This is a genomic window from Leucobacter sp. NPDC077196, assembly GCF_040687075.1.
Classification (GTDB): domain Bacteria; phylum Actinomycetota; class Actinomycetes; order Actinomycetales; family Microbacteriaceae; genus Leucobacter.
Genome location: NZ_JBFBML010000011.1, coordinates 46,223 through 58,978, shown reverse-complemented (window position 1 = coordinate 58,978; position 12,756 = coordinate 46,223). Strand labels below are relative to the sequence as shown.

8 protein-coding genes are annotated in these 12,756 nt (G+C 68.1%); 2 read left to right on the top strand and 6 right to left on the bottom strand.

Annotated elements, in window-relative coordinates; translation table 11 throughout:
* The first annotated feature begins 37 nt into the window (after positions 1-37).
* Positions 38-1,825, top strand: a complete 1,788-nt coding sequence (locus AB0O71_RS11425; protein WP_363745360.1) for a sigma-70 family RNA polymerase sigma factor — start codon at positions 38-40, stop codon at positions 1,823-1,825.
* A 60-nt stretch (positions 1,826-1,885) separates the two neighbouring features.
* Here the strand turns inward: AB0O71_RS11425 and AB0O71_RS11420 are convergent, their stop codons facing one another.
* From AB0O71_RS11420 to AB0O71_RS11410, 3 genes are all read right to left on the bottom strand, one after another.
* Positions 1,886-2,842, bottom strand: a complete 957-nt coding sequence (locus AB0O71_RS11420; protein ID WP_363745358.1) for a 1,4-dihydroxy-2-naphthoate polyprenyltransferase — start codon at positions 2,840-2,842, stop codon at positions 1,886-1,888.
* The gene (locus AB0O71_RS11415) at positions 2,839-4,092 is read right to left on the bottom strand and encodes an AMP-binding protein (RefSeq protein ID WP_363745356.1); all 1,254 of its coding nucleotides are present in this window, start codon (positions 4,090-4,092) and stop codon (positions 2,839-2,841) included. The genes AB0O71_RS11420 and AB0O71_RS11415 overlap by 4 nt, the downstream gene beginning before the upstream one ends.
* A gap of 388 nt (positions 4,093-4,480) precedes the next feature.
* Positions 4,481-5,395, bottom strand: coding sequence for a 1,4-dihydroxy-2-naphthoyl-CoA synthase (locus tag AB0O71_RS11410; protein ID WP_363745354.1), 915 nt, complete (start codon positions 5,393-5,395; stop codon positions 4,481-4,483).
* An 82-nt stretch (positions 5,396-5,477) separates the two neighbouring features.
* On the opposite strand from AB0O71_RS11410, the gene AB0O71_RS11405 reads away from it, so the two are divergent.
* The gene (locus tag AB0O71_RS11405) at positions 5,478-6,497 is read left to right on the top strand and encodes an o-succinylbenzoate synthase (RefSeq protein ID WP_363745352.1); all 1,020 of its coding nucleotides are present in this window, start codon (positions 5,478-5,480) and stop codon (positions 6,495-6,497) included.
* A 73-nt stretch (positions 6,498-6,570) separates the two neighbouring features.
* Here the strand turns inward: AB0O71_RS11405 and AB0O71_RS11400 are convergent, their stop codons facing one another.
* From AB0O71_RS11400 to AB0O71_RS11390, 3 genes are all read right to left on the bottom strand, one after another.
* Positions 6,571-7,770, bottom strand: coding sequence for a cobalamin-independent methionine synthase II family protein (locus tag AB0O71_RS11400; RefSeq protein ID WP_363745350.1), 1,200 nt, complete (start codon positions 7,768-7,770; stop codon positions 6,571-6,573).
* 111 nt (positions 7,771-7,881) lie between these two features.
* Positions 7,882-9,615, bottom strand: coding sequence for an AMP-binding protein (locus tag AB0O71_RS11395; protein WP_363745348.1), 1,734 nt, complete (start codon positions 9,613-9,615; stop codon positions 7,882-7,884).
* Positions 9,612-12,722, bottom strand: coding sequence for a hypothetical protein (locus AB0O71_RS11390; RefSeq protein WP_363745346.1), 3,111 nt, complete (start codon positions 12,720-12,722; stop codon positions 9,612-9,614). Before AB0O71_RS11390 ends, AB0O71_RS11395 begins: the two co-directional genes overlap by 4 nt.
* Positions 12,723-12,756: the final 34 nt, after the last annotated feature.

The window sequence follows — 12,756 nt, the reverse complement described above, 5'->3', positions numbered from 1 at the left end:
GCATCGCAACATCGGGAGCGCGAAGGGGGATGAGATCGTGGCCGACCAGCAGCACGACTCCGATGAAGACCTCCTTTCCGCGTACCGGGCAGGAGATTCCGCGGCTCTCGCCGTTCTGTGGGAGCGACATCTCCGCCCCGCACTCGTCGCGTCTCGGAGCATTGCACCATCGCTGGATGCCGAGGACGTCGTATCCGACGCGTACCTGAAAATCATCGAGAGCATCGAGAACGGCAGGGGCCCGCAGGGTGCGTTTCGGCCGTACCTGTACCGAGTGGTGCGTTCCGTTGCCGTCGATAAGCTGCGAAATCCCGAATCCCATGCTTCCGCTCTGCACGATGATCACGAGCTTCCAGAAGTCGATCCCTGGCACGATGACGCCTTCGACCGTGGCGCCGCAGCGCAGGCCTTCAATGCGCTCAATGAACGCTGGCAATCAGTGCTCTGGTACACCGAGGTGGAAGGCCTCGCTCCCCGAGAAGTGGCAGATCTTCTCGGAATCAGGCCCAATGCGGTGTCAGCTCTCGCAGCGCGGGCGAGAGAAGCACTCGCGTCGGCCTGGGTCGAAGCGCATGTGAATCGGGAGCTCGCGTCTGCGGAGTGCGAATCCACGTTGAACGATCTGCAGCGGTACCAGCGCGGCAAGCTCACCAGTGCTCGATCGCGCGCCGTGCAGGCGCATCTCGAGACGTGCCGCTCGTGCGCTGCAGCAGCTGACGAGATCGCCGTAATGAATCGCAAGCTCGCGCTGATTCTCGCCACGATCTTCGTGGGAGGCGGCGCGGCGACGTCGTTGCTGGGAGGCTTCAACTCGAGTACGCCGGCCGCCGCGCACACCGGCGGGACGATGCGGAAGCATCTCAGCAGCGCGCCGGCGCAGACGGCAATCGCGGCGGGCGTAAGCGTGATTGGGATCGCGGCCGTGGTGACCGCGGTGCTGGCGTTGAGCTCTACGACCGCCCCCGTCGAGGCCGCCGACTCTCGTGGGGTGGCGGCTGCACCGCATGCGTCGCACACAGATGCAGAAGCCCCGCAAGACGAGGACGCCGAAGAGGATCCTGACTCTGAAACACGTTCTGACGAAGCCGAAGACCTCGAAGATGGCGGGGACGACGGGGAGCGCGAAGACGATGGAGCGCAGTCGGTGTTCATTGAGATCTTCGGAAGCGGTGGCGACGGCGCACCGGCTCCTTCCGAGGGCTCGAGCACCGATCACGAAGGAGCCGCCACGTCCCTCGGCGCCGGGGACGCATCAGCAGATGCAGATGCAGATGCAGATGCAGATGCAGCAAGCAACGCAGATGGCGACTCGTCGGGAGACGGGTCGAGCGACGCTTCCAGTGCAGCCGATTCCACGGGCGACGCCTCAGCTGAGGGAGCGGGAAGCAGCACTGCCGAAGCGGCTGCTGATACCGACGCGAACGGCGACTCCGGCGGCGAGCCTGTAGACGATGCCGACCCGGCGTTGCTCGCGGGCTTCACCTGCTACGCCGAGAACCCCGCACAGGGGTACGTGTTGACCGGAACCGCCTCAGAGGCTGGCGCGCTGCAGGCGCGGATCGCGCAGCCGCCGTCCACCGTACCCGTGCCGCTGATCGCGTACCCCACGGTCGAAGACTCGTCAGGCGTCACCTTTCACGACGTCTTGACGGGCACGGATCCCGAACCGAACCCGTGGTGGTGGACGCCTTCGCTCACTCCCCTGTCGCAGTGGGACGGCTTGCACGACGCCCCTGTTTCAGACGTGACCATCGAACTCCGCCTCCTCTCGCAGGATGGCAGACACTCTCCGTGGACGGTGGTGACGCCGAATACGCTGTGCTAGCCGCACACTCCGGTCACTCAGAATCGAGCGCTTGGCGATCCGGCGCCGGATCGCCAGACGTTAGAACGCGAACGCGATTCCGAGCAGCACCCCGTAAGCCAGCGCCGCAAGGCTGGTGAGCTGCAGCACGAGAATGAGCTCGCGCGGCGTCTTCGCGGTGAGGGTGATGATCGAGGAGGGAATGGCGAGGAGGAGCACGAACCAGACGAGGATCATGCCCGGCTGCGCGAGCGCGTAGAACGCCGGAACGGCGAACGGCAGCAGCACGCACACGACGTAGAGGATGCGCGAGGCGCGGTCACCGATGCGCACCGCGAGCGTGCGCTTGCCCGCGAGGCGATCCGTGGGGATGTCCCGGATATTGTTCACCACGAGCACCGCGACGGCGAACAGGCCGACGCCGCACCCGGCGATCCACGGTTCTTGCACGTCGATGTCCGTCTGCAACCAGACAGTGCCGACGGTCGCGACGATTCCGAAGAACACGAACACGACGAGCTCGCCGAGCCCCGCGTACCCGTAGGGGCGTTTGCCGCCCGTGTAGAACCAGGCGGCGACGATGGCCACCGCGCCGAGCGCGAGGAACCACCAACGTTCGCTGAGCACGACTGCGACCAGGCCTGCAACCGCGGCGAGCGCGAAGAACGTCAGCGCGACGGCGAGCACGCGCTTCGGGTTGACGAGCCCCGACCCGGTGAGTCGAGCGGGGCCGACGCGGAACTCATCCGTGCCCCGAATGCCATCGGAGTAGTCGTTCGCGTAGTTCACGCCGATCTGCAGGAACACGGCGACGGCGAGCGCGAGCAGGCTGAGCGTGAGCGAGAACTCCTGCACCATGTGCGCGATGCCGCTGCCCGCGGCCACCGGGGCGACGGCGAGCGGCAGAGTGCGCAATCGTGCTCCGCCGACCCAGTTGCGCCAGGTAATCCGCGGCGGGGCTCCCGCTGCGGCCTGTCGCTCGGCAGCCGCCCGGGCCGCAGGGTTGCCCGATCGTCGTCGGTCGTGTGCCTGGTTCACGTCTGGTCCTTCTCTCCGAGCGCGATCGAATCGCGCGTCTCGGCGACGGAATCTCCGCGTCGCACTTCGGTGAAGCTCGACCGCAAGCGGCCCAGCCATTCGCTGATCGCCGCGTGGTCTGGCTTCCCGCCCGGGAGCCGCGGAATCGCTTCGGTCTCAGTCACCCACGCGGGAACGGCTGCGGCGCCGAGGGCTCCGCGCAGTGTCTCCTGCACCTGCTCGAAGGCGGCGCGGTTGGCCGAGCCCATGTCGACGACCAGCGACACTCGCTCTCCCCACTCAGGGTGAGGGCCGCCGAGTGCGACCGCGTTCTCCCAGCCTGCCTGCTCCCGCACCACACGCTCCACCTCATCGAGCGACACGTTGACGCCCCCGGAGATGATGACGCGATCGAGGCGCCCGGTAACCGTCAGCATGCCGCCGAGGAGTTCACCGGAATCGCCCGTGCGGTACCAGCGGGTGGGGGTGCCGTCACGCCCCGTCTCGGTGACGAAGGCACGGTCCGTGAGCTCCTCGTCTCCGACGTAGCCCAGCGCGAGTGCGCTGCCGGCGAGCTGCACCTCGCCGCCGCGGATGCGTACACGTGTATCGCCGATCTCAACGCCGTCGTAGACGCAACCGCCCGCCGTCTCCGACATCCCGTAGCTGCGCTTCAGGGCGATGCCCAGGGCGTGCGCACGGCTGCGGAGCGACAGGCTCACGGATTGCCCGCCGACGAGCACCGCATCGAAACGGCGCAGTACGTCGGCGGCAGAGGGATCCTGCTCGACATGATCGAGGAGCCGCGCGAATTGCACCGGCACCAGCGAGACGTAGCGCCGGTCGGCCTCGAGGGACTCCGCCTGTTCGAGGAATGCGGCGGGATCGAAGTGCCCGTCGAAGAAGACCGGATGCGTGCCGGCGAGCTCGCTGCGCACCAGCATCTGGAGGCCCGAGATGAGGTGGGTCGGCAGCGTCACCAGCCACTGGCCGTGCCCGCCGAGACGCTCGGCCGTCGCGCGAGCGCTCGCATGCAGCGCATCGGCCGAAAGTGCGACCGCCTTGGGGGTGCCGCTCGAACCCGAAGTGCGAACGACCACGGCGGTGCCCTCGGGCAACGGCTGCTGCTGCAGTGCCAGGATCTCGTCGGGGTCGACGCCGGGCGCCACCGGCACGACCGGAGCACCGCCGTTCACTGCGTCGGCGAGGGCGGCGGTCAACCATGCGCGATCTTCGGTCGGAATCGCACGGAGTCTGTGGGGCGCAGTCACCTCACCAGGGTACTCGCGTTGCGGTGCTGTGCGCTGCGCGCGCTGAGTACGACCGGGCGCCGGGGCGCCGGCGCCAATATGCGAGCGGGGTCACTCTTCGTGCGTGTCGTGGGTCTGACACGCACGAACAGTGACCCCGCTCCCATGTCGGCGGCACAACTGCACCCGCTCCAGAGCTGGCCGCGCGAGCCGGGTCACTTTGGGAGGGTGTCGGGTCTCCGCCAAGCTGCGACACCCTCCGAAAGTGACCCGGCTCCGGTAGGCGCAGCGGAGTAGCAGCGCGGCAGCGCAGCAGCAGCGTAGCAGCGGAGTAGCAGCGCGGCAGCGCAGCAGCAGCGTAGCAGCGGAGTAGCAGCGCGGCAGCGCAGCAGCAGCGCAGCAGCGGCGCTCAGTAGTGGTAGGGGAAGGGGCTCCAGTCGGGCTCGCGCTTCTCGAGGAACGAGTCGCGGCCCTCGACCGCCTCATCGGTGCCGTAGGCGAGGCGGGTAGTCTCCCCCGCGAAGAGCTGCTGCCCGACGATGCCGTCGTCGACGGCGTTCATCGCGTACTTGAGCATCCGGATCGCGGTCGGCGACTTGCCGAGGATCGTGCGCGCCCAGGCGATGCCGGTGCGTTCGAGCTCCGCGTGCGGCACGACCTCGTTGACGGCGCCGATCTCGCGCGCCCGCTCGGGGGAGTACTCCTCGGCGAGGAAGAAGATCTCGCGCGCGAACTTCTGGCCGACCTGCTTCGCGAAGTAGGCGCTGCCATAACCGGCGTCGAACGACCCGACGTCGGCGTCGGTCTGCTTGAACTTCGCGTGCTCCCGGCTCGCGATGGTGAGATCGCAGACCACGTTGAGCGAGTGCCCGCCGCCGGCCGCCCAGCCCGGGACGAGCGCGATGACGACCTTCGGCATGAATCGGATCAGCCGCTGCACCTCGAGAATGTGGAGCCGCCCGGCGCGGGCCGCGGCCTCCGGCCCCACCTCGGTCTCGTCGTCTGAGTACTTGTACCCATCGCGGCCACGGATGCGCTGGTCGCCGCCCGAGCAAAACGCCCAGCCGCCGTCTTTGGGGCTCGGCCCGTTTCCGGTGAGCAGCACGACCCCGACCTTCGGGTTCACTCGCGCGCGCTCCAGCGCGTCGGCGAGTTCGTCGACGGTGCGCGGGCGGAAGGCGTTGCGCACCTCGGGGCGGTCGAACGCGACGCGCGCGATGCGCCCGTCGAGGCTGAGGTGCGACGTAATGTCGGAGTAGTGCTGGGCCCCGGGGGCGATCTCCCACTCGGCGGCGTCGAAGAGTTCGGATACCTGCTGCGTCATGCCCCTAGCCTAGGGGCGCGCCCCGATCCCGAGCCCGGGCGGCACACCCACGAACCGCGCCAGGGCGTGACAGGATCGAGGCATGACCGACACCCGCAGCAACCCGCCCGCCGTTCCGCCGCTGGCCGAGGTGCTTGCTGCCGCGCACGTCGTCTCGATTCCGACGCGTACGCGGTTCCGCGGCATCGCCGTGCGCGAGGCGATGATCTTCGATGCTCCGCTGGGCGCGAGCGAGTTCTCGCCGTTTCTCGAGTACGACGACGCAGAGGCCGCTCCCTGGCTTGCGGCAGCGCTCGACTTCGGGTGGGCGACGCAGCCGGAGGCGCTCCGCGAGCGGATCGAGGTGAACGCCACAGTGCCCGCAGTGGATGCGCACGAGGTACCCGCCGTGCTCGCCCGCTTTCCCGGCTGCACGACCGCGAAGGTGAAGGTTGCGGAACGCGGGCAGTCGCTCGCCGATGATGTCGCCCGGGTGCGAGCGGTGCGCGAAGCACTCGGCCCCGCCGGGCTCGTACGCGTGGATGCGAACGGCGGCTGGAGTGCGGACGACGCTGTTTCCGCCCTCACGGCACTCGCAGACTTCGACCTCGATTACGCAGAGCAGCCGAGCGCGAGCGTCGTGGAACTCGTCGAGGTGCGTTCGAGGCTGCGCACGTCGGGCGTTTCGGTTCGCATCGCGGCCGACGAGAGCGTGCGGAAGGCCGAGGATCCGCTCGCAGTCGCTCGCTCCGGAGCGGCAGACCTGTTGATCGTCAAGGCTCAGCCCCTCGGCGGGGTGCGCCGCGCGCGGTCGCTCGTGATCGAGGCCGGGTTGCCCGTGGTGGTGTCGAGCGCGCTCGACACCTCGGCCGGCATCGCGATGGGACTGCACCTCGCTGCCGCCCTGCCCGAGGGCATGCTCGCGGGCGCGTGCGGTTTGGGTACCGTCGCGCTGCTCGACGGCGATGTGACCGCGTCGCCCCTGGTGCCGCTCGACGGGTCGATCGAGGTCCGCCGGCCAGACCTCGACTCCGCCTTGCTCGAGCGCTATCGAGCAGCTCCGGATCGCGAAGAGTGGTGGCGGCAGCGCGTGTCACGCACGTACACGCTGCTGCGATCCTGATTCGACGACCATCGCCCCGCCACGCCCCGGCTCACCTCACGCAAAGCGGAACGGGGCGGGCGTTGCTCCCGCCTCAGACGAGCTTTGCCGCGCGACGCGCGCCCTCGCCCAGCGCCTCGAGCTTGGCCCAGGCGATCTGCGGGTGCACGCGCCCGCCGAGGCCGCAGTCGGTCGCAGCGATAACGCGATCCGCTCCCACGACGTTGGCGAAGCGCTGGATGCGCTGCGCGACGAGGTCGGGGTGCTCGACGAGGTTCGTCGAGTGGCCGACCACGCCCGGAACGAGGATCAGGTCGTCGGGAATGATGCTCTTGTTCTCCTCCCACACCGCCCACTCGTGCTCGTGGCGCGCGTTCGCCGCTTCGAATGAGATCTGACCGACGTTCGCGCCGAGCACGGTCTTGAGGATGTGCTTGAGCTCGATGTCGGTGGTGTGCGGGCCGTGCCATGAACCCCAGCACAGGTGCAGGCGCACCTGCTCCTTCGGCAGCCCCTTGATGGCCTCGTTGATCGCGTCGATGCGAATCTGCGTGAACGCGAGGTAATCCTCGACCGAGGGCTCGGGGTTGATCTGATCCCAGTTCTCAGCGAGCGACGGGTCGTCGAGCTGCACGATCAGCCCGGCATCGGTGATGGCTCGGTACTCCTCGCTCAGCGCGGCGATCCACGCGTCGATGTGCTCCTGCTCCGAGGCGTAGAAGTCGTTCTGAATGCGCGCGGCCGACCCGGGCGCGATCGCCGTGATGAACCCCTGCTCGCCCGGCTGCAGCGCCGCTCGCAGGTTGCGGGTATCGGTCGCGACGAGCTCTTGTCCGGTGTAGGTGATTGCGTCGGTCGTCGTGGGGAACGGCGTTGCGTTGGTGCCCGTGCTGATCTCGGCCTGGTACGCCTCGGAGAAGCGCACCCAGTCACGGCGATCCGGGAACGACGTCAGCTGAATGTTGCCGGGCGTCGACCGCACCGGCTCCTGGGTGAAGATGTTGCGCTCGGTGACCGTGAGGCCCGAGGTGCGCTGGAACGAGTAGGTCCACCACGCGCCGTAGTCGACGGCGTTCGACATCGCCTTGCCGAACTCCCCGTCGCCCGGCTGCGTGATGCCGAGGTCGCGCTGGCGTGCGACGACATCGCGCACGGCTTCGGCGACGAGCGCGTCGAACTCGGGCGTCGACTGCAGCGTCAAGCCGTCATCTGCGAAGGTTCGTGCGGCGTTCGCCTCGATGAGCGCCTGCGTGCGGGGCAGGCTGCCTGCGGTGGTGGTTTCGATCTGCGTCATACCTCGAAACTATCCGGCAGGATCGCTCGGGCTGCAATTGCGTGACGCCGCATGACGGCGGATCAGCCGGCCGCGTGGCGTCCCGTCGAGGATCGCTGATCCTCGCGCCGCTCAGCCTTTGAGCCCCGGGAACTCCTCCTCACGCCATTCGGTCGCGATGCGTTCGCCCGCCGCATGGGCCGCCTCCTCGCGCTGGCGCAGCTCGATGCGACGGATCTTGCCAGAGGTGGTCTTCGGCAGCTCGAAGAACTCGACGCGCCGTACCCGCATGTAGGGCGGCAGTGCGCCGCGTGCGTGAGCGAGAATCGCTCGCGCAGATTCCTCGTCGGCCGCGACACCCGCTGCGAGCGATACGTACGCTTTGGTCACGTTGAGCCGGGTGCGGTCGGGGGCTCCGACGACGGCGGCCTCGGCGACGAAGGCGTGCTCTATGAGGGCGCTCTCCACCTCGAAGGGCGACACCTTGAAATCGCTCGACTTGAAGATGTCGTCGGTGCGGCCGACGAAGGTGAGCACGCCGTGCTCGTCGCGCTGGGCCACGTCGCCGGTGTGGAAGAGGCCGCCGCGGGTCGCACGCTCCGTCGCCTGAAGATCGCCGTAGTATCCCGGCATCAGGTTGACGGGGCGCTCGGGGTCCAGGCGCAGGCAGATCTCGCCTTCCTCGGCCTCCTCGCCGGTCGCCGGGTCGATGAGCACTGCCGCGACGCCGGGCAGCGGTCGCCCCATCGCGCCGGGCACGATCGGATCGCCGGGAAGATTGCCGATGAGCGCGGTCGTCTCGGTCTGACCGTATCCGTCGCGGATATCGAGGCCCCACCACTCACGGATGCGCGCGATGACCTCGGGGTTGAGCGGTTCGCCGGCCGACACGATCTCGCGCAGCGCGCGCGGCTTCTGCGACAGTCTGCTCTGGATGAGCATGCGCCACACGGTGGGCGGCGCGCAGAAGGTGCTGACGCCCGCGCGGTCGAGCTCGGAGACCAGGAACTCGGCGTCGAAGCGGGCGTAGTTCGCGACGAAGATGGTCGCGCCCACATGCCAGGGGCCGAAGAAGCTCGACCAGGCGTGCTTCGCCCAGCCCGGAGCGCTGATGACGAGATGCGTATCGCCAGGTCGTATGCCGAGCCACGAGAGGGTCGTGAGGTGCCCGAGCGGGTAGCTCGTATGCGAGTGCACCACGATCTTCGGCAGGCTGGTGGTGCCCGACGTGAAGTACAGGAGCGCTGCGTCGTCGCTCGTCGTCGTCTTCGCAATGGGCGCGAGTGACGCCGCGGACGACTCTTCGTACCGCGCCCAGTCGTAGAGCCGTGCGCGCTGGTCAGCGGGAGCTGCATCGAATCCGACCCCGATGCCGCGGTAGTCGCCAGGCACGTCGCCGAACTTCATCGCGTCCTCGGCTGCGGCGAACACCCATCGCACCGTGCCGCGCTCGACGCGATCGACCAGCTCGTGCGACCCGAGCACCACCGACGTGGGCAGCAGCACGACACCGAGCTTCATGGCGGCGAGCATGACCTCCCACAGCTCGACCCGGTTGCCCAGCATGAGCATGGCCACATCGCCGCGTTTCGCGCCGATGCTGCGGAGCCAATTCGCGACCTGGTCGGAGCGCTGCTTGAGCTGCGCGAACGAGCGCTTGAGCTCGGTGCCATCCTCTTCGGCAATCCACAGCGCGGTCGTGTCGTTGCCCTCGGCAATCACGTCGAAGACGTCGTGCGCCCAGTTGAACTCGGGCCCCACATCGGGCCATTCGAATTCGGTGCGCTGGCGCTGCGGCTCTCCTGCGAGCGCGAGCAGTTGATCCCGGGCGGCGAAGAACGCGGCCGTGGCGTCGATCTCGGTCATGCCCTCCATTGTCCCTTCTTCCGCGTGCTGGATCCCGTTCGCCGCGCCACCATCACGCCTTGGGCGATGACCGCGGTGAACATCACCGCACCGAGTGCGATGGCTCCGCCGCCCCTCACGTCGCTGCCCGGCATCGGCAGCACGACCCAGCAGAACAGCACGCACTGCGCCAGGGCGATGAGGGGCACGGTGAGCCAGGCGGTGACGCGCAGACTTGTGCTTGCGGCCCGGCGCACCCGCGCCGCACAGACGATCACCCCGATCGACACGGCGACCACCACCCCCAGGAGTGCGAAGAGCGCGGTGAATGGGAGGCTGGTCTCCCGCTCGTAGCGGTCGAAAGCTCCCGCTTCGACATCGTCGAACGTGCCCGGCGAGAAGTTCACGAGCGCTCCCAGATCGCCGTTCAGATCGAGCGAGTGCTGGTCGAGCGAGCCGTTAATGTCGGCATCGATCGTCCAGTCCTCTGCCGGCGCGCCCGTCGAATAGTCCTCGGCTTTCCGCGACTCGACGCGATCGGCATCGATTTCGACGACCAGCGCCCCATCGGCGCGCTCCCGCTCCGAGCCGATGCGCAGCTCGTAGTGCGTACGATCTTCGAGCTCAGCCTCATCCGTGTAGAAGCTCTGCTCGGTGACCCATGGCTTCGTCACATTGCCGCGTTCCAGCGGCATCCGCGGCCGATCGGAGTCGGAGTCGATCCATCCGGCATCCGTCAGCTCGTCGACGAGATCCGGGGCGACCGTGAGCTCCACCCGTAGCGGGCGCACCGGAAGCTTGGCGCCGAAATAATCGCCGGGCTCCGCATAGTATTCGTCTTCCCAGTGCGACAGCCAGGCAGCCCAGCGCACCTGCTGATCCGCTTCGAGCACGCCCGGCGCATCGACCGCTGCGCTGTGCAGCGTGTACGCGATCTCGACTTCGTGCTCGCCCGCCAGCACGTCGGAGAACTGGGTGAGCATCGCGAGGCTGTTCGTGCGGGGCTGCGGCAACTCGGTGTAGGGGGCGGCTTCCCCATCGACCGTGACCGATCGCAGTTCGAACCCGAGCGATTGCCCGAGACGCTCGGTCGGCCACTCCTTGGCGAACTGCGGCACTTTCGAAGCCGAATCATCGAAGACGACATCGAGCCGCTCGATGACGTCGAGGCGCGCCCCGCCATCGTCGCCCCGTCGCAACTCGGCTTCGATGTCGAAGCCCGAGACCTCGGTGTACAGCGTGCCCGGAAGATCGTTCGACCAGGTGACGAACTCCGTGTCGGTGGCGTAGGGCGCCGGTTGCGTGGATACGGTGACGATCGATCCGGCGAGCACCGCGACCGCTCCGAACAGCGCGAGCACTGCCGGGGCGCTGACGAAGTGCTCCGTGCGCCACCCGTGAGCCGCCGCGCGGTCACCAGTCTGCTCCGCGGCGTGCTCCGCGATCTTGCGCCCGGCCCGGCGGGGGCGTTCGAAGAGCAATGCGTAGGGCAGCAGTGGATCTTCGAGCGGCCCGCGATCGAGCAGCCGCGTGCCGCGCGCCCAGACGTCGATGCCCTTGAGCTCTTGCATCGCGAGCGCGCCGGCGCGGGTCAACGGGCGCGGTCGGGATACGGCGATGTTCGAGATGATCGCGAGCGCCGTCGAGACGAGCACGAATGCGGCGGGCCACCAGACCACCGCGAGAATCACCTGGTGCGACAGCTGACGCAGCAGCCCCCACTGCAGCAGCATGATGGCGATCGGCGCGATCGTGAAGAAATCGCGAACGTAGCTGTCGGGCACCCACCGAAGACCCGCCCGCACCGCCGCGTTGCTCGCGCCCCACGATCGTGTGCGGCGCAGCACGGTCGGAGTGTTTCCGACGGTGCCTGCCCGTCGCCCCGCGCGGGCGAGTCGCCGCAGCCACGCCTCGCGTCGGGAGGACGACCGCTTGGGCACGCGCTCGAGTTCGTCGACGAGCTCGACGTGACGCCGCTTGCCCATGAGTTCCGCGGCGAGCATGGGGGACAGGTTCTCGGGTGGTTCGTGTCTGGGGAGGTACCAGGGATTGCCGGCGCTGTCGGCCCACACCACGCGCCTCGCAGCGAAGGCGAAGAGCGTCAGCACGAGCAGCAGCGCCATGGGAATCAGGGGCCCGTAGGTCTGCACCCAGAAGAGCGACGTCGTCTGCGGCTGCGTGAACGTGCCGGGCTCGAACGTGGCGCTCACGAAGAGGTCGGCGTTCGGCGGCAGCGCGTCGTCGTTCGAAAATGCGTATCGCACCCCTGCGGCGCTTTCGCCTTCGGCGCTCAACCACTCGGTTCCGCTGATGAGCAACCAACCGATGTAGGCCCGGGGCGACCGCACGAGCTCATCGTCGATCTCGGGTGCAAGCGTGAGCGAGACTTCGATGCCCTTCGTCGCCTGCGGCCATGTCGGAGCGAACAGCGGCCAGTCGAAACTGTCAACGGTTCGCCCGGTCGCGTCATCGACATCGGAGGTCACGAGGTCATGCAGTTCGTACGTGAGCGCGATCTCCTGCGTGCCCGACAGCGGCTCGCCGTCGACCGGTGCGAGCCGAACCTCCGTCGTGGTGGGGGCGGGTCGCACGTCGATCTCGGCCTCGGCGCCCTCAATCGTCGCGCTCATCAGCTCAAAGCGCACATCGTGCCCGTGGTACTCGGTCAAGATCGTGCGTGCGACGCTCGGCTCGGACCCATTGCGAAAATCAGCAGCGAAACGCTCGCTCACTTGCGCCACGAACCCGCCATCGGAGTCGCGGTCGATGACGTAGTCGATCTCCGCATCACGTGCGATCCAGTCGACATCGTCGATCTCCGCCGATGCGATGACATCTTCGAAATCGAGCGGTTCGTTGACGATCGGGCCGACCAGCAGGAAGATTCCGACCAGGGCGACGAAACCCCAGAAGAAACGGATCGCGTTGCGCAACACGGTGTCGCCGCGTGCCCGGAGCCGCGACTCGACGAACTGCAGCACGCGCGCGAGCCCGCGGAACAACGGCGTGTGCTCGGGCAGCGGATCGGGGATCCTCCCCGATTTCAGCAGCTCGGGATCACTCCCGGCGAGATCGAAGAAATCGGGCGCGGGAAGCTGCTGCTTGCTGCGCTTCGGTGCCCGGTTCATGCTGCGAATCTACGGCGAACCACGGACATCGGCC

What these genes read in the sequence shown, in the direction of transcription:
- AB0O71_RS11395 (WP_363745348.1), bottom strand. Translation starts at nt 9,615, where the DNA reads ATGACCGAGATCGACGCCACGGCCGCGTTCTTCGCCGCCCGGGATCAA.
- AB0O71_RS11410 (WP_363745354.1), bottom strand. Translation starts at nt 5,395, where the DNA reads ATGACGCAGCAGGTATCCGAACTCTTCGACGCCGCCGAGTGGGAGATC.
- AB0O71_RS11400 (WP_363745350.1), bottom strand. Translation starts at nt 7,770, where the DNA reads ATGACGCAGATCGAAACCACCACCGCAGGCAGCCTGCCCCGCACGCAG.
- AB0O71_RS11390 (WP_363745346.1), bottom strand. Translation starts at nt 12,722, where the DNA reads ATGAACCGGGCACCGAAGCGCAGCAAGCAGCAGCTTCCCGCGCCCGAT.
- AB0O71_RS11405 (WP_363745352.1), top strand. Translation starts at nt 5,478, where the DNA reads ATGACCGACACCCGCAGCAACCCGCCCGCCGTTCCGCCGCTGGCCGAG.